This window comes from Geobacter sp. AOG2, assembly GCF_019972295.1.
GTDB lineage: Bacteria > Desulfobacterota > Desulfuromonadia > Geobacterales > Pseudopelobacteraceae > Oryzomonas.
Map to the genome: position 1 here is coordinate 2978244 of NZ_BLJA01000001.1, position 18438 is coordinate 2996681.

The window sequence follows — 18438 nt, forward strand, 5'->3', positions numbered from 1 at the left end:
TTGAATCAGTAGGAAGGCATCATGAAAAAGGTAATTCTATGGGCAGTATTGGCGCTTCTGCCGTTGATCGTGCATGGTTGCGGCGGCGGGAGCAGCGGTGGCGGCCAGACGGCCACGACCGCCATAACCGGCGCGGTCTCGAAAGGGCCGATCAACGGCGGTACGGTCAAAATTTTCGAGATCACCACATCGGCCCATATCGGCAGACAGCTCGACGGTTCGCAAAACGGCGCCGGCATCCCGGTTGTCAACGGTTCTTTCACGGCCAATGTGGGCTCTTACAAGGGGGCCATCTTCGCGACAATGTCGGGGGGCACCTATACCGATGAGGCGACCGGGCAAACCACCGCCCTGTCCCAAAAACTCCACGCCGCGACCTATATTGCGACACCAAAGGCGATCAATCTGGCGATTACCCCTCTGACCGAACTGGCGTGGCGCCGCATGCAATTGCGTCCCACCGACATGGGACAGAACAACATCGACAGCGCCAATACGCTGATCAGTACCCTCTACCTAAAGGGGCTGCCGGCCGGTTCCTCAATCATCAGCACCCTTCCGGCCGATGTGCTGCCGGGAACCACAGCCACCGACCCGGCCCGGATAGGCTACGGCCTCGCCCTGGCGACGGTTTCCGATTTGATGAATTCCCTTGGCTACTCCCTGGAACAGGTTCTCACGATCATGGGTGATATCAATCCGTACCCGGCGAACGCCATCTATCCTCTCCAGGGGACCTTGACTGACGCGAACGTCCTGAATGCCATGGCGGTGCTGCCGGCGTCCACCTACCTGCAATCGGGGATTGCCGAGACCCCGATGAAGGTCACCCTGACTCCCTCGACAAGCGGCGTTATCGCCAACAATGCCGATACCATCACCTTTACCGCCGCAGTCAAGGGGCTGTACGACATTGCTCTTTCCGGCACTTCGGTGACCTTTGCCGTGACCAGCGGCACGGCGACCTTTGCCAATGGTTCGACGACGCAGACGGTTACGGTCGATACCGCCGGTACTCCCAGCACTACGGTGGCCCTCAAGAGCTCGGTGGTGCAGACGAACCCCGGAGTGACCGTCACCGCAACAGCCGGAGCGATCAAGACCAGCACAGCCGTCGTCTTCGGCCATGACCCGGCCAGCCCGGCAACCATGAATCTGTCTGCCAGCCCAACGTCTGTTTATGCCGATAGCAGCACCGCCATCACCGTGAGCGCGACGGTCCTGAATTACCTCGGGGCAGATCTTGCCGGGGTTCCCGTCACGTTTGCCGTGACCAGCGGCATCGGCACGTTGAGCGCTTCCTCCGCCACGACCAATAGCAGCGGCGTCGCCTCCATAACCGTCACCAGCGGTACGGCCGGTTCGGTGACGATTTCCGCCACAGCCGGCACCGTCACGAAAAGCATTCCCGTCATTTTTACGCCCGATCCGGCCGCACCGGCGACGGTGGCCATTACCACCACGCCGAGCACCCTGGCGGCCGACGGCACTGCCTCGTCAATAATTGGAGCAATTGTGCGGAATTATAATGGGACGCTTCTGCCAAACATCACGGTCACCTTTGCGGTCACCAGCGGCAACGGCACTCTGAGCGCCACTTCGGCCACAACCGACAGCAACGGCTCTGCCACGGTTGCGCTCACCAGCAGCACGGTCAACTCGGTAACGGTCACTGCAACCGCCGGCGGGAAAAGCGGTAGCGCTTCCGTCAATTTCACAGCACCATAACCGCTCGTGGCAACTTTCACGTTTTCGGGTGCTTCGTCGGCGCCAAATATTCTACTGACAAACGGGCAGGATTATAGTAAATATTGATTTCCGACGAAGAATCAGTAAGATATTCTGCCGATGGTGATCCTATTCATGAATGTTATGCAGTTTGTTTTTATTCTCTTTTTTGCAATGGCATCCGGCGGCAGTGCATATGCAGCTGAAGCTTCCTGCAAGACCGCAGAATGCCATTCAAGGGTCGGCGGAACACAGAATTTTCATGCTCCGGTTAAAGATGAAGACTGTGTCGCCTGCCACAAACAGACTAATCCCGCTCATCCGCTGAAAGGGGCCAAAAGTTTTGTCCTGACATCGGAAGGAGCAGCGCTCTGCTATCAGTGTCATGACACCTTTGGCAAGAAGAAGGTGGTCCACCCCCCGGTAAAGGACGGCGAATGCGCCTACTGCCATAATCCTCACGGCGGTGTCGAACGCTTCCTGTTGGGGGTTGGCAGCGACCAGACCCAGCTCTGCATGGGGTGCCACGATCCAGCGCCTTTCAAACAGCCGTTCGCCCACGGACCGGTGGCTGTCGGAGAGTGCACGAAATGCCATGATCCCCATGAGTCAAAGGAAAAAGCGCTCCTCAAGGGGGCCGTCTGGGAGACATGCATCAAGTGCCATACGGATTTCCTCAAAACACTCCAAGAAGCAACATTCATACACAATCCCGTGAAGGGCGGACCCTGCACCGCCTGCCACAACCCCCACGGAAGCGCGGTACCCCAGTTGCTCAAGAAAAAAACGCCCGATCTCTGCGTGGGATGCCATAAAAACCTGGGCAAGAAGCTAAAGGCCAAGATCGTCCACAAGCCACTGTTGCAGTCGGGTGGATGTAGTACCTGCCATTCTCCCCATTTTTCAAAAGCTCCCCATCTGCTGGCGGATCAGGAGAAAAACCTGTGTCTCGGCTGTCACGGCACCGACAAACTCGGAAATCCTCCCTTGCACAATATAAAGAAAGAAATCGAGGGAAAGAAATATTTGCACGGCCCCGTTGCAAAGGGCGAATGCAATGCCTGCCACGACCCGCACGGCAGCGACAATTTCCGGTTGCTCCGGGGAAGCTACCCGCCGGATATTTATGTCCCCTACAAGGATGGTACTTACGAAATCTGTCTCAAGTGCCACGAAAAGAATATGCTCCGTTTTGCCGACACAACGATCTATACCAAGTTTCGCAACGGTAATCGTAACCTGCACTACGTCCATGTCGTCAATTCGCGTAAAGGCCGCACGTGCCGCATCTGCCACGAGCCGCACGCCAGTAACGGAGAAAAGCTGATCACCAAGGAAGGGATAAAGTTCGGTGACTGGAAAATTCCGATCAATTTCCAGATTACCCCGACCGGGGGGAGCTGTGCGCCGGGGTGCCATCGAAAATTCCGTTATGATCGTGACAAGCCGGTTGATTTGAAGGAAGACAAATGATGAATCACAGAGTACAAGCAGACAGGGAGAGAAATATGAACCAAAATGATCGTACGCGTAGTACCGGCAGGTTCTGCCGGATGTTGCTGGCGGCATGTTTCCTGATGGGGCTGGTGTCGGGGTGTGCCGGGAACAAGGGCGTAGTATCGGGAGAGCCGGTTTTCTTTCCACCACCACCCGATGATCCGCGTATTCAATACCTGACGGGTATTTCCGATTCAAGCGATATCACGGGATTGCAAAGCAATTTTTCACTTGTCCTGACCGGCGGAGAAAAGGCCGATGTGATCAGGGGTGTCGGCAAGGCCTTCGGGATCACGACGCATAAAGGCAAGATTTACATTGCCGCCACCACCTCCGGCCAGGTCATCGTCATTGATATCGCCAATAAAACCTTTGAATACCTTAAAGGGGCGATAGGGCCGGGCGCCTTGAAAAAGCCGGTCAGCGTGGCACTTGACGATGATGACAATATCTATGTCGCTGATACGGGTAGAAAGGAAATTGTCGTCTACAACGCCGCCGGCAATTTTGTCAAATCGTTCGGCAAGGAAAGCGAGAAATCGAAACTCGTCGGCATTGTCGCTTCCGGGCCTAATCTGTACGCCATCGACAATCGGGCAAATGAAATCAAGGTCTTCGACCGGAAAACCAGGGAATTGGTCACCACCTTCGGCAAGAGCGAGGATGCTAACGCCATGTCCCTCCCATCGTACATCGCTGCCGATGCCGACGGCAACCTCTATACCACAAACATCGGGAGCGGCAAGATTCTCAAGTATGACCGTGACGGGCATCTGCTCAGCGCGTTCGGTAAATTCGGCGACAGCTTCGGCGAGTTCGCCCGCCCCCGGGGAATTGCCGTGGATGGCTCCGGGTTGATATACGTGGTAGATGCGGGGCACCAGAACGTGCAGATTTTCAACAAGGAAGGTCGTATATTGACGTTTTTCGGCAACCCCGGTCTCCCGGCAGGGTCGTTGAACCTTCCGGCAGGGATTGCGGTGACAAAGGATAATCTGGAGTATTTCCAGAAATTTGCCGCGCCGGGATTCCGCCTGGAAAATGTCATATTCGTCGTGTGCCAATATGGCAAGCCTTCCATATCGGTGTTTGGTTACGGTGCCATGGAGGGGAAGAAAGGCAGCTCTGCCGGGACCAAAGATCCGAAATCGGAAAAGTAACGGAGCGATGTCATCTATGCCGGCGATGAAATGAGACCCGATGGGGACGATACGACTTTTTATTTTTATTGCATGCATCGCGTGCACGGTTTCCGGCTGTGATCCACTGACCGTGCATAAGGTTACGTCAACAATCTTTGACGGGGTTCCGGATTTGCCCCCGGCAGACCAGTATTGCCAGGATTTTCATCAAAACAAGGTGAAGGAGGACCAGGAGGCGGCAAGCAAAATGGCCGCCGCGAACTCAAAACAGCAGTCGTCGATCCATCCACCGTATGCTGAGAAGAGATGTGACGGCTGTCATGACAAAAGTACCGCGTCCGGTCTGATCAAGCCGCGCAACGAGATTTGTTTCGTCTGCCATCCCACGATTATCAAATCGCCGTTTGTGCATGGTCCGGCTTCGGTCGGCAGTTGCCTGGAATGCCATGATCCCCATTCGTCGCCCTATCCCTCGCTGCTTAAGACCGATAAGGCATTGATATGCGCTACCTGCCATCGGGAAAAGAGGGCGGCGCAGGCACTGCATGCCAGGGTCGCCGCGAGGGGTTTGCTCTGTACGGATTGTCACGATCCCCATGCCGGCGCCGTACAATACTTTCTTAAATGACACCGCATGAGGACACTTCGGCTCATCATCTGTTTCAGCTTTTTGACGGTACTCTTCCAGGCCCCGGCCTTTGCGGCGCGCCTGGAAGAGGTCGTCGAGCCAAGGGGCCTGTTTCTCCTGAGTGGTATCAACCAGTCGGTTTCTCTCGTCTATGAGCATGCCGGCACCACCTCGAACTCATCGTCGTCAAGCAGTGAACACCTGTGGGAAAAATATCACATCGGTACAAACATCTCCGTCACCGACCCCCATCTGCTTAATATCCAACTCGACGGCGATATCATGTTCGACCAGAATTACGCCTCGTACAGCAACGTCGGCGCGCGTGAAGCCAACGGTGTACAATACCAGTACAGCCTCATCGGCTCCGCGTTCGACCGGTCGTCATTTCCGGTCATCGTAACCAGTGTCCGGGAAATAAACACGATAACGAACTCCTATACCCCAAGCTATACCATCGATTCGAGCGTCAACGGGCTCACCCTCTCCTACCAGCACCTGATGGTCCCCCTGCACGTCAGGCTGGAACGGCGGACCCTCGAATCGAGCGGTCTGACGCAGGACTACAGCACCACGACCAATGCATTCCAATTTACCGCCCAGCATGCATATAAGGATATCAGCAGCACGGGGTTCGACCTATCGGTAACCGATGAGCAGCGCAAGGTGGAGGGGCAGGACCAGGTCTCGGCAAAGGGGTATTCGCTCACTCTTGCCAATAATGTTGCCTTCGATCCGCTCAAAAAATACGTTCTGGACTCGCAACTACAGTTGCAGAGTACGACGGGGACGACGGTCCCCCAAACAGCCCTCAACCTGACAGAGTCGTTCAACGCCCGCTTCGGCAAGTCCCTGCAGGCGGCCCTCAACTACTTTTACTCGTATTACAAAACGCTCAACTTCAACAATGAAAGACAGACCACCTCGTCCAACGGTATCGGCGCCATGGTCACGCACCGCCTCTTTTCCAGCCTGGAGACCCGTTTGACCGGCAAGGTCGCCAATTACCAGACGCTGGGCGGCCACGAATCGTCATATTCCGGAGGGGGGATGCTGACGTACCGGAAGACATTGCCTGCCACGAGCGACCTCACCGTCTCCCTGTCCGGGGATCACCAGGTGACCGACCGACAGGTGACCGAATCGACCGTTTCGGTCCGGGATGAACGATTCGCCAATGTCCAGCAGGGGGATATTATCAGTCTTAAGACGGTCGCAAAAAGTTATGCGGTGGTCAGCATCACGAACAGCGATCAAACCATCACCTATGTGGTGGGTCGGGACTATACGGTCTTCGAGACCCTGGGGCGGATTGAAATAGTCACCGGAGGACAGATCGTTTCGGGTTCGACACTCTTGGTGTCCTACACCGCCGAAATCGATCCGTCGGTCAAATATTCCACGGATACGGTAACCCTGAACGGTGTCCTCTCGCTGTTCAAAAATCACTATCGCATCAAGGGATCCATGCTGCGCCAGGACCAGCACCGGATCTCCGGGCCCGCCATAAACATCAGCCTGGTCAACACCAGAAGCGATCAACTCCAGGTGGAAGCGCTGTACCCGAGCAATACGTTCACGGCCACCTTTGCCAAATATGCGGCAAATACGACCCAATACACCTATGTGGAAGGGGGTTGGCGCTATGACCGCCAGTTCGCCATCTCTTCGGTTACGTTCACATTGCGCGACCGCTATACCATGTACGATAATGTCGGACTTACGCCCCGCTACGACGAAAATATGTTCGAGGCAGGTTCCGGGTATAGCCGGCTGCTCTTCTCGTGGATGCAGGCGTCGATGTCGTTGAATTATGTGGACACTCACAGAAGCGACCTCGACCGCCAATATTTCTACGTCAAGGCTGGCCTCCAGGGACGCATCAGCAAGCTGTTTTTGAGCCTTACCGGTCAGAGCGTCCTGCGTATCTATGGCTCCCAATCGACACGGGACGACTATGTGCGTGTTGAAGTAAAAAGGTATTTTTAATATGTGTACGAAAAACGCGATTCGGTTCGACGGCTACAAACTGTCACTTCGGAGACGGGCTGTGCTTCTTGTCTGTCTATTGGTTGTCTGCCTGTTGACAGCCTGTAGCGGCATCGTCTCCACCCGCCCTGCGCGGGTGACCGATTTGCAGTGGCCCCCCAAGCCGTACCAGGCCCGGATCAAATGGGTGCAAAGCATTGCCGATTATAATGATGCCGGCATTGCAAAGGGGTTCTGGAAAAAGGTGGCGGAGTTCTTCACCGGGCCGGACACCCGTCGCATCGTCAGGCCCTACGGCGTGCTTTGCGACGGGCAGGACCGCCTCTTTATCGCCGACCCCGGCGCCGGTGTCGTCCACATGATGGACCGGAAGAAAGGGCGCTATGTCGTCATCGGCGACAAGGATACGCGCTTGAAAACCCCCATCGGACTGGCGCAGGATGAACGCGGTTACCTGTATATCAGCGATTCCACCAACGACATGGTCTATCGCTACGACATCGACCGGGAGACATTGACGCCGTTCGTACACCGGAGCCTGTCGCGCCCTACGGGGATTGCCTACAACAAGGTCAACAAGCTGCTGTATGTCGTGGAAACAACGGCGTGCCGGGTTACGGCTTTCGACCAGGACGGTGTCGAACGGTTCCACTTTGGCAGCCAGGGAGAAACTTTAGCCCAATTCAACCGGCCCACCGACATCATGGTGGATGCCAAGGGGCAGGTCTACGTTACCGATCCACTGAACTACCGTATCAAGATGTTTGCGCCGGAGGGGGTTTTTGTCAGCCAGTTCGGCGTTGCGGGGGACGCTCCCGGAGACCTGAACAAGCCTAAAGGGATCGCCGTCGACAGCGCCGGGAACGTCTATGTCTGCGACGCGCTTCAGGATGCCGTTCAGATATTCGATCGGCAGGGGCATCTCCTCATGACCTTCGGTTCCCAGGGAGAGAGGGACGGTGAATTCTGGATGCCGTCCGGCATCTCCATCGACTATCGCAACCGGATCTACGTGTCGGACACCTATAATCGCCGGATACAGGTCTTCAGGTACATCTCCGGTGAAGAACCGGAAAACGGCGACGATCAGGAAGATGAGCAAAACAGTGCGAGGTAACAGGATGATATCCCCATTGTTCGTCAATCCGCCGGCATGGCGCGTGGTAACGCGCATGACCGCTGCTGCATGTTGTTTTGCCGCTCTTTGGGGATATGCTCGTGGTGCGCACGCGGGCAAAATGAGTGTTCTCAACTCCCCGCACAATCTTTCCGCCAGCGGCCTCGGCAAAACGGCCACGTACGGGGAGCTTTCCAAGGAAGACCGGGTATGCGTCTTCTGCCATGTCCCCCATAATGCCGTCAAGAACACGTCCCTCTGGGATCGGGACCTTCCGATCTGGAGTCGCAATCTGTCGCCGGACAGCAACTATCTCAACAAGATGTACCAGTCGCCCTCCCTGAAGGCCAGCGTCAGCGCGGCCCCTACCGGAGCCTCGCGCCTTTGCCTCAGCTGCCACGACGGAACTATCGCCCTGGGCCAATTCAAGGGGTCCCTTGTTTCAAGCCCCGCAACAACCATCTCCGGCAGCGCGAACCTGACGACGGACCTGTCCAACGACCACCCCATCTCCTTCGAATACAGCGCCGCGCTGGCTCAACAATCCGAATTGGCGTCTCCCGAGACCCTGCCGGAGCAGATCAAGCTCACGGACGGCTATCTCCAGTGTACCTCCTGCCATGATGCCCATGACAATGAATACGGCAAATTCCTGGTCATGAAGAACGGCAGCGATTCCAGCGACTCCGCCTCCTACGCCCCCGGATCGCCGCTGTGCACCTCCTGCCACAAAAACAACGGCTGGTCGAGCGCTTCACACAACCCAATCTATAATGTCCTGAAGAGCCCCACCCTGGACGCCGGTTGCCAGCTCTGCCACACCCCGCACAACGCCCCGGTGGCGAAGCGGTTGCTTAAAGACGACACGTGCTACCTTTCCTGCCACAACGGCAGCCCCACCGACCTCACCGAATCTCTGGACGTCAAAACGTCCTTTCAGCAGCCCTATCGCCACGACATAGCTGCCTATACGGGTACAAACGGCGGTATCCACGGTGAATCGAGCGAACTGTCGTTCTCTTCTTTCCCGCGCCACGTGGTCTGTGCGGACTGCCACGCCCCCCATGCGGCAAACGAGACGAACCGGCCCCTCTCCTACCTCAATGCCCCCTACGTCAACGGTCCCCTGACCGGGGTAAAGATCAGTTCGGCGGCCACCGCCGCCAAGGAATACGAAATCTGTTATCGCTGCCATGCCGGTACGAATCCCGGCAGCTTCATCGACAGCCAGACGCGGCGGGTCGTGACCCAGCCGGACGAAAATATCCGTTTCAACCAAACGAGCCTGAGCGGCTCCTATCATCCGGTCATGACCGCCCGCCGGTCGGACGGTTCCAGTCTGCTGACCGCGCTCCAGAGCAGCATGACCATGATCTACTGTTCCGATTGCCACAACAGCGACCAGTCCTCCAAGGCCCTCGGTTCCGGCACCGGCGCCAACGGCCCCCACGGGAGCAAGTACGAGCATATCCTCATGGCCCAGTACGACATGCCGATCCCCGCCTTGGCCGGACCGCCCTACAGCGCCGGTTCGTACAGCGCCGCCAAGTACGATCTCTGCTACCGCTGCCATAACGAATCGTATATACTTGGGACCTCTTCCGGCTTTTCCAACATGACCAGCAACGAGCATGTCCGCCATGTGGTCAATCGCATGATCGCCTGCTTCGTCTGTCACGACCCCCACGGCATCGCCGGTAATTACCATCTCATCAACTTCAGCACCGACTATGTCAGCGCCGCCGCTCCCGTCCCCTCCTACACAACGCCCGACCCTACCAGTAAAACGGGACAATGCATGGTAAGCTGCCACAGCAGCGACTCCGGGTACACCCACGGGTACTCTCCCACGGGCGCGGCGCAAAAGAGCCTGCTGAGAAAATGGTAATGGCCGGGCCATGCCGGAGCCTCGGCCGGGGAGGCGGTGAAAGAACGGAATCGCCTCTCGTGTAATAACGGCAAAACACAAATCCCCCTCGGTAAACCCCCACGACATTTTTCGCCTCACCCGCTCTCGTCCCGCCATTCATGGGCAATGGGACGGGAGCGCTTCCCAATCCATTGCTGTGGCACCGAATTTGCAAAATACGATGAAAACTGTTTATAGCTGCGCATGCGAATGCTGCCATGATCCTGTTCACACATTGTAATGGCGGAAAGGAGGACGTAAAACGCTGAGGAGTAAACCGAGTATTGACGTCTTGCCGTAAAGGCGGGACGTCGCCTGAGGCGGAAACGCCCTGGACAATGAAGTGAACCACGTAGCATATCAATCTAGTAAAGGAGAAGCAGAGATGAAGCAACTCGCAGTTGTACTGGCTTTCGCAGCGTTAACTGCAGCCGCAAGCGTTGCCTTCGGTGGACAACTACCTGCCACAGGTGTCAATGGCTCCATGCATGACATGAACATGATCAGTGGCGCCCAGCAGGACACCTTGCAGCGCGTTTGCGTGTTCTGCCACACGCCGCACAACGCCACCAAAGACGACCAGGCTAATGGTGACAACTATCCGCTTTGGAACCACACCTTGGTGGATACAACAGGCTGGCAGTCCTATCAGTGGGCAACCCCGGCCAACAACGCCCTTACCATTTATGACCCCCTGCAGGGACCGAGCCGTCTGTGCATGAGCTGTCATGACGGCGTAACCGCTATCGACGAGCACGGTCCGGCTCTGGCTCAGGCCGGCGGCAGGGCTCTCTCCGGCGACAGAGCGGTTGGCCGCAACAAAGACCTGACCGACGACCACCCAATCGGCTTCAGCTATGTGGATGCCGTCAATGCCCGTAACACGAACTCTCAGGAACTTGCCCTGACGACCGACCGTTTCGCCACCAACGTTACCCTGAGCCCCACAGCCGGCACCTACAATACGGTTGACCGTACCTCCGGCAAACGCGCCATCGGTGACGTTCTGTACGGCGGCAGCATCATGACGTGCGCCAGCTGCCACGATGTCCACAACAAGGACAACGCGGTTGACGCCGTGGCTTCCAACGGCATCCAGTACAATTACTTCCTTTGGGCGAAAGAGAAGGACTCTCTCATCTGCCTCTCGTGCCACATTAAGTAAGAGTGCAACTTAATACGGCTTTGCTTTGCAAGAAACTAAATTTATAAGAACGCTTCGAAAGGAGAAGCAGATGCACAAGAAAGTACTTGGACTTATCACCCTGCTGTGTCTCGCACTCCCCTTGGTCGTTTTCGCCAGCTCCAACTGGCAGATGAAAACCCAGGTGATGAGCGCAGGCGGTTCGATCACCATGGTGCCGACAGGGGAAGTAAATACGTACGGTATGGCATTTAAGACCTATACCACGACAGGGACCACCCAGTATGCGGCTACGGTTACCCCCGAGGCCGGCTACAAGATTGCGAGCGTGATTTTCGACGGCGCCCCGCAGTTCCCGTCTAACTCGTCGTTGGCTTTCACGATCGCCGCCTTCGCACCGACGGCCGCATCGCAGCACAGCCTTATCGTTAACTTCACCAAGGTCCTTTACACGGTTGCCATGAACACCGCCGACGGCGGTTATGTCAGCCCGGCCGGCAGCCTCAAGTACAAGCCCGGCTCCAACGTGACCTACACCCTGACCCCCGCCAGCGGTAAAAACCTGGTCAGCGTCAGCGGTACTTCCGGCAGCACCGTTACGTATTACAACGCCAGCACCGGCGCGGTGGTTACCCTCCCGGCCGCTACCGACGTTGCAGTTCTGATGTCTGTTTCCAACATCCAGGCAGGCGCAACCTTCACCCCCAGCTTCAAGGGTGTGACCGCCAGCGCCGGCGCTCCCCAGACCGCTGTTGTGGGTACGACCGTGACCCTGGCCGCAGGCACCGCCAGCTCTTACAGCTGGCTGCAACTTGGCGGCCCCGAGATCGTAACGCTGAGCAGCACCTCTGCCCAGAAACCGACCTTTACCCCGGGCACCGCAGGTGTGTACACGTTCAAAGTGACCGTAACCAGCGGCGCATATTCCGACTCGGCCACCACCACCGTAACCGCCTCTTCTTCGCTGACGCAAGCCAGCTACGTAACCTGCATCAAGTGCCACAGCCAGGTAGGCGTTGGCGCCGGCATCTATGCCAACTGGTCTACTTCCGTTCACAGCGGCAGCGCACACAGCTCCTGCCAGGCCTGCCACGTGGGCACCAACACCGGCGCACATCCGGGCACCGTCAGCACCTCCACGGTTGACAGCGTCAACTTCACCACCAAGGTTGCCAATGTTAACGGTACCCTGGCTCAGGGTGCGGTTTTCTGTACCTTCTGCCACACCGGTTCTTACCCGATCCCGCATGCCACCGTCGGCCTGCCGGTAACCTGCTCCAGCTGCCACACCGCCAGCAACGGCGATGCCCACAGCATCACGGACATTGATGCCGTATACGCCAAGGTCTCCGGTTGCGTCGATTGCCACGCAGTTGCCAACCCGGCCAAAGCTGGCGGCGTAAACGACAACAACGGCGTTCGCGCCATTATGCCTGAGTTCACCAAACGGTCCCACCACATCACCGGTGGAACCCCGACCAATGCACAGTGCGTTGTTTGCCACTTGGAAGGTAAAGCCTCCGGCACTGCCATCCTGATCGACAAAACCTATCACATGGCTGACGCCAACGTCCATCTGCGTAATGCCGATGACAACAGCGACATGGCATGGGACGGCACCAACCACACCACCATGGACAACTTCTGCTTCTCCTGCCATGACAGTGACGGCGCTACTGGTCTTGCCGCTTCCGGGCTGCAGGGAGTTACCGGTTTCACCGGCACCTCCACCAACCCCTTCGGCGACACCCTGACCAACGGTTACGACCAGGTTGCCCGTACCGGCGTTGTTGACGTAAAAACCGCATTCACCACCACCAACGCTTCGCACCACGCCGTAAGTGGCCAGCGTTACAAGTACCGTTTCTCCACCACCGCCAATGCCGCAGCTTGGGCAGCCCGTACCGGCAATCCGGTTCCCGCTGCAAGTGAAGTTGCTGAAGGTCACACCGACCTTGACGGGAATCCGATCTCCTGGACCGGCCTGACCTATGACCCGGCCGGCCCCGAAGAGGGCGGCGAAGCAACCCTGTACGAAGGCGGCAAGTTCGTTGCCACCTACATCCCGCTCGGCGATACGAAGAACGTTGCCGATAACTCCACCCTCCATTGCGGCGACTGCCACACCGTCGGCCAGTGGAAAGTCGGTTCCTCCACCAACGCTGACGGCACCACCACCTCCGTCGCCATCGGCGCCCACGGTTCGGTGAACGAGTACCTGCTGCGTAACAGCCTCGGTACCGACGAGATCCACAACAACCTGACCTATGTCTGCTTCAACTGCCACAAAGCAGGGGAAGAAGCAGCCACCCAGACTCTGTGGGATGAATTGGTAGCAGAAGGCAAGATTACGGGTTCGGCCGCTGTAACGGGCACGTACCTTAACTGCGCCGACTTCGGTGGTTACACCGATGCCAGCAAGACAGCTTGTGTCGGCGGCGCCGGTGTTACGGTTTCCGTCAACAAGCCGGCAACTGCTGTACCTACCTGGAAAGCCGGTTGGAATGCTCTCCATCCGACCGTAGTTATGGGTCAGCTCACCGGTTACTACGTAGCCCACGCCGTATCCGCAATGCACGGCCAGTGCCAGGCCGACTCGGCCAATGCCGTCGGCGCTACCCGTCTGGTTGCCTCTTGGGAGCCTGACAAAGTCGGTATCTATGACTACGTTCCCGCAGCCGGTGCAACAGCAACTTCTCCGAGCGCCGGTTCCACCGAGCCGTTCGTAGCCGGCAGCAACGCCAACTCCGGTAACATCACCGGCATCGCCTGCATCAACTGCCACAACAGCGGCCTGCGTAACAGCTGGGGCGGCATCCACGGCGGCAACAACACCTATACCGATGGTCTCGGCCGTACGCAGACCACCTACCGCTTCATGCCTGGTATGGGCAACTACCGCTATGCACCTCCGGGCGGCTGGGATGGTCAGGATGTTTCTGATAACACCCTGCTGACGGTTAACAATCCGATTGCGGATAATGGACCTGCTTACGGCTCCGGCTCGGCAGGCTTCCCCGGCGCATCCGGAAAACCGATGGGTGGTTGCTACACCAACGGCGCTGCCGATACCAACCCCGGTTACAGCACCTGTAGCCACCACGGCACCAGCTCGGCTGCACAGTCGAACTACAACCCCGCTGGCACCGTAACCCAGTCGGGCGTCACCGCGTACTTCCGCACCACCTATGGCGGCGGCACTACCGGTAACCCGACCACCTACGAGCCGACTGTTCGCGAAGCGACTTCCGGCACCTCGCTGGTAACACGGCCTCTGAAGTACTAGGCCTCTGCTGTAGGGGAGGGGGACCTCACGGTCCCCCTTCTTCTGCCCTGCTATGCAATAAATGCCGGCCTCGCGCCGGCTTTTTTTATTCCAATTAAGGGCGGCATTTGGTAGAATAACCACGATAAATGGATAGCGAATTTTACTGAAAATGGCGTCTGCGACGCGACCTGCAAAATTTTGCAAACCCTGTCGGGCGCTGTCTTCGAAACAAGTTGAAAGGATACGTATAGCATGCACATAGGCCCGGGACTCGGCGTTGCCATCATGATGAACAACTATTTCCACGACATGGCCACCGGGTTGTTGGTGGGGAGCGGTTTCGCCCTGCACGCTATTCTGCGCATCCAGGCCTCCATGAATACGCCGCAGGCCACCCTCTTTTTCCTGAAAACGAACCGCCGGATGGTGAAGCTGTTCAGGTTTGCCCTCTGGTGGGTCATCCTCGGCGGCATCCCGCGCACCATCTTCTATACCAGCTTTGAATGGGCCAACGCGGCCGACAAGCTCCAGGTGCCGGCCCTGGCGGTGAAACATGTCATGATGTTTACGGCGGTGGTCTGGGGTATTTACGCGTGGCGGCGGATGCAGGCGAAAGTGGCTCTTCTGCGCGAGTCGCTGCCCGCCGAACTGCAAGAAGAAGTGTGAAACCGCGAACGGTGACAAGGTGAAATAAGAGCGAATGGAAGAGAAGGGGTTATCTCAGGCCATTCGCGATTCGCAGTTAACTACAGGTTAAAACGTGCTCTTCCGTATTCTCAAAAACTCCTTCCTCAAACGCCCGAAGTCTATTTTTCTGGTGTTCCTGTCGATTGCCATGGGTGCTGCGGTAGCCACCGCATTTCTCGGCATAGCCGGCGAGGTCTCCCACAAGATGGCCCTGGAACTCCGCAGCTACGGCGCCAACATCCTGCTGGAGCCGTCTGCCGTGGAGGGGGGCGGTTTTCTGCGCGAAGAGGACCTGCCGAAAATCAAGACGGTTTTCTGGAAGTACAATATCACCGGTTTTACCCCGTATCTGTTCGGCGTCGCCGAGTTCAGCGCCGGCACGAAACGGGAAAAGGGCATTGTGTCCGGCACCTGGTTCGAGAAGCTTCTCGATGTCCCGGGAGAGGACCCGACCGTCCAGGGCATAAAGGAAATTGCGCCCTGGTGGGAACTGCAAGGCGCGTGGCCATCCACCGCGGACGGCGCCATTGTGGGGGCCTCCCTGGCCAAGCGGCTGGGGGTTGGTGTCGGGAGCGACATAGCAACAACCGTGCATGGGCGGACCCGGCATTTCCGGGTGGCCGGCGTCGTCACCACCGGCGGTTACGAGGAGGAGCAGCTTTTTGCCCCCTTGGTCACGGTCCAGGAACTCCTGCAACAGCCGGGAAAGGTTTCCCGCGTCCTGGTGAGCGCCTTGACGGTGCCGATGGACGACTTCGGGAAAAAAGACCCGGCGCTGATGACCAAGGATGAATACGAGAAGTGGTACTGTACGGCATACGTGACCTCGGTCGCCAAGAATGTGGCGGAGGTCATGGCCGGCAGCCGCGCCAAGCCGATCTGGCAGATCGCCAGCGCCGAGGGCGCCCTGCTGAAAAAGCTGAATAGCGTGATGATCTTCCTGACGGTGCTGGCCCTCGGTGCATCCGCCACGGCCGTGTCTACCAGCCTCATGGCCTCCATGGCGGAGCGTAGCCCGGAAATCGCCCTGATGAAGGCCATCGGCGCCGATCGCATCCAGATAACCGCCATTTTCATCGGTGAGATCCTGATCATATCAGGCATTGGGGGGGTGGTCGGATATCTGCTCGGCGATCAGCTTGCCGGGCTCATCAGTCGTTCGGTTTTTAACTCGACCATAATATCCCCGCTTTGGCTCTTTCCGACCGCCATCATATCGGCGCTTGTGGTGGCCATTGCCGGAAGCGTCGCGCCGCTGCGCCGTGCGCTGCTGATCGAACCGGTGAGGGTATTGAAGGGATGAGCCGGGAATCCGCTATCGGGAATAAACCGGCAAAAAGCATCCGAATCACAAAGGCGCGCGGAGGCAAAGTAAAATCAGGCTGACATCCTGTCGAAGCCTTTCACCCGACCGGTCGAGTCTTTCACTTCATCAACAGATGAATTTTTTTGTGTCTTTGCGGTAAACAAAGCAATCTATCCCTGAAGGAGGAAAGAATCATGTCCAGACTACTCATCGTTACCTCGTTGATCACCCTGCTTGCATCCGCGGCGTTCGCCGCCGATGCCCCGACTGCCGAAAAAACGAAAGCGTCCGAGGCAACTGAGGCGACTGGGGCTGGCGAAGGTCAAAAGACCATGGACGCCAAAAAGGACCACAAGGCCGTGAAGGCCAAGAAGGCTCCCAAAACCATCGCGGAAGTGAATAAAGAGTATTATGACAAGGCCGCGGCGGAAAAAGGAGTGGTTAAAACCAGCTCCGGATTGCTGTACAAGTCGCTCAAGGAAGGGACCGGAGCGACACCGGGCATACTCAGCACCGTCACGGTGAACTACCGCGCCACGCTCACGAACGGTAAGGAGTTTAACAGCTCGTACAAGCGCAAGTCCCCGGAAAAGCACAGAATGAATAACGTCTTCAGGTGCTGGCAGGAAGGGCTGTTAAAAATGAAGGTCGGCGGAAAAGCACAACTGGTATGTCCGCCTGAGCTTGCTTTCGCTGGCAGGGGAGTGCCGAATCTCGTTCCCAAAAACGCCATCGTGATCTATGAAATCGAGTTGCTCGGAGTGAAGAAGTAAGAGGTTGCCGAGCATCGAACAATTTTGAATTCAAACGTCTGAATACCGGATCCCGGCCTATTACCATGCAAAAACGTCTCTGGTTGATACATCTCGTGATCCGCGCCCTTGCCCATCGAAGGGGGCGCACGGTGCTGCTCCTGGCTGTTCTGGCCATGGCTTCAAGCCTTGCAACGGCGTTGGGCATCGTGTCGTTCTCCATGAAGAAACGGGTGGCCGAGGAGGTGCGGAAATACGGCGCGAATCTGGTCATTATCCCCGAAACAGCCAAGATGAACGTGGGGAGCGGGGGGCTCAATTTCGGCGAGATCAGCGAGCCGGTCTATCTGGAGCAGCACAAGGTCGAGGAGGCTTTGGACAAAAGTGGTCTGAAAGCCGATCGCTCGTTTCATCTGCAAGGCGTCCTGCGTTTCAGGAAGGGCGACATCATGGTGGAAGGGGTGGACTTCGCCGAGGTTCGCCGCCTGTTCCCCTGGTGGCAGATCAGGGGAGCCTGGCCGACAGCCGGCGAAGCGGTGGTGGGCAGTGACCTGGCAACGCGTTATGGTCTGAAAACTGGCGATACGATGGAGCTTGGCGGGCCTGAACAGCCCGTGCGGCTCCGCATCTCCGGGACCGTTGCGACCGGCGGCGAGGAGGACGGTCTTCTCTTTCTGGCATTACCCGAACTTCAGCGGGCGTTGGGTCTTGACGGCAAGGTCAGCGTCGTGCGACTGCTGATCACCGCCGAAGGGGATAGCCTCAAGAAGAAAGCAGCTGCGTTGCAACCGCTGCTGCCCGACGCAAAGGTCTCCGAGGTCCGGCAGATCGCCCGTACCAGCGAGGGGCTGCTGGCCAAGGTCAAGCTGTTGATGGTCCTGGTGACAACGGTCGTATTGATTTCGGCCGGAAGCAGCGTGACCGGAACCATGAGCACCACGGTGCTGGAAAGAAGCAAGGAGATCGGACTGATGAAGGCCATGGGGGGGACCCGCTGGGAGGTTCTGCTGATCTTTTCTGCCGAGGCGGCGCTGCTGGGGATACTCGGCGGTGTAGTGGGTTATCTGTTGGGAAGCGTCATTGCCCAGTTCATCACAAAGACGGTCTTTGCCGCATCGTCGGAGATCATCCCCTGGTTTCTGGGTATCTCCGTTGGAGTCAGCCTCTTCCTGGCCCTGCTGGGGAGCCTGGGGCCGATGATATCGTTGTTCAAACTCGATCCGGTGAGAAGCCTCAGGGGCGAATAGGCACTGAAAGGTGAAAGGTGAAAG

At 57.5% G+C, this 18438-nt stretch carries 13 protein-coding genes; all 13 read left to right on the forward strand.

Going from position 1 to position 18438, the window contains the following annotated elements:
- The first annotated feature begins 21 nt into the window (after positions 1 to 21).
- The 13 genes from LDN12_RS13660 to LDN12_RS13720 all read left to right on the forward strand — a co-directional run bounded on the left by LDN12_RS13660 (position 22) and on the right by LDN12_RS13720 (position 18414).
- Positions 22 to 1728 carry an Ig-like domain-containing protein gene (locus tag LDN12_RS13660; RefSeq protein WP_223923211.1) on the forward strand — a complete coding sequence of 569 codons (1707 nt, stop codon included), beginning with the start codon at positions 22 to 24 and terminating at the stop codon, positions 1726 to 1728.
- Between the two features lie 135 nt (positions 1729 to 1863).
- Entirely contained in the window at positions 1864 to 3201 is a 1338-nt protein-coding gene (locus LDN12_RS13665; protein ID WP_223923212.1) for a cytochrome c3 family protein, read from the forward strand.
- Positions 3202 to 3236: 35 nt separating this feature from the next.
- Positions 3237 to 4385 (forward strand): hypothetical protein, encoded by a 1149-nt coding sequence (locus LDN12_RS13670; RefSeq protein WP_223923213.1) that lies wholly within the window; start codon positions 3237 to 3239, stop codon positions 4383 to 4385.
- A 229-nt stretch (positions 4386 to 4614) separates the two neighbouring features.
- Positions 4615 to 4995 carry a cytochrome c3 family protein gene (locus tag LDN12_RS13675; RefSeq protein ID WP_223923214.1) on the forward strand — a complete coding sequence of 127 codons (381 nt, stop codon included), beginning with the start codon at positions 4615 to 4617 and terminating at the stop codon, positions 4993 to 4995.
- 6 nt (positions 4996 to 5001) lie between these two features.
- Complete coding sequence (locus LDN12_RS13680; protein WP_223923215.1) at positions 5002 to 6984, forward strand: hypothetical protein; 1983 nt, start codon at positions 5002 to 5004, stop codon at positions 6982 to 6984.
- Between the two features lie 61 nt (positions 6985 to 7045).
- Positions 7046 to 8101, forward strand: a complete 1056-nt coding sequence (locus LDN12_RS13685; RefSeq protein WP_223923216.1) for an SBBP repeat-containing protein — start codon at positions 7046 to 7048, stop codon at positions 8099 to 8101.
- Between the two features lie 121 nt (positions 8102 to 8222).
- A complete protein-coding gene (locus tag LDN12_RS13690) occupies positions 8223 to 9989 on the forward strand; it encodes a cytochrome c3 family protein (protein ID WP_223923217.1) in 1767 nt (588 codons plus the stop codon).
- Between the two features lie 406 nt (positions 9990 to 10395).
- Positions 10396 to 11175, forward strand: coding sequence for a cytochrome C (locus LDN12_RS13695; RefSeq protein ID WP_223923218.1), 780 nt, complete (start codon positions 10396 to 10398; stop codon positions 11173 to 11175).
- Positions 11176 to 11245: 70 nt separating this feature from the next.
- Positions 11246 to 14440, forward strand: a complete 3195-nt coding sequence (locus LDN12_RS13700) for a hypothetical protein (protein WP_223923219.1) — start codon at positions 11246 to 11248, stop codon at positions 14438 to 14440.
- Between the two features lie 234 nt (positions 14441 to 14674).
- Positions 14675 to 15088, forward strand: a complete 414-nt coding sequence (locus LDN12_RS13705) for a hypothetical protein (protein WP_223923220.1) — start codon at positions 14675 to 14677, stop codon at positions 15086 to 15088.
- Positions 15089 to 15182: 94 nt separating this feature from the next.
- Positions 15183 to 16412 carry an FtsX-like permease family protein gene (locus LDN12_RS13710; RefSeq protein WP_223923221.1) on the forward strand — a complete coding sequence of 410 codons (1230 nt, stop codon included), beginning with the start codon at positions 15183 to 15185 and terminating at the stop codon, positions 16410 to 16412.
- A 197-nt stretch (positions 16413 to 16609) separates the two neighbouring features.
- Positions 16610 to 17188: an FKBP-type peptidyl-prolyl cis-trans isomerase gene (locus LDN12_RS13715; RefSeq protein ID WP_223923222.1), complete on the forward strand. Its 579-nt coding sequence runs from the start codon at positions 16610 to 16612 to the stop codon at positions 17186 to 17188.
- Positions 17189 to 17253: 65 nt separating this feature from the next.
- Positions 17254 to 18414 carry an ABC transporter permease gene (locus LDN12_RS13720; RefSeq protein WP_223923223.1) on the forward strand — a complete coding sequence of 387 codons (1161 nt, stop codon included), beginning with the start codon at positions 17254 to 17256 and terminating at the stop codon, positions 18412 to 18414.
- Positions 18415 to 18438: the final 24 nt, after the last annotated feature.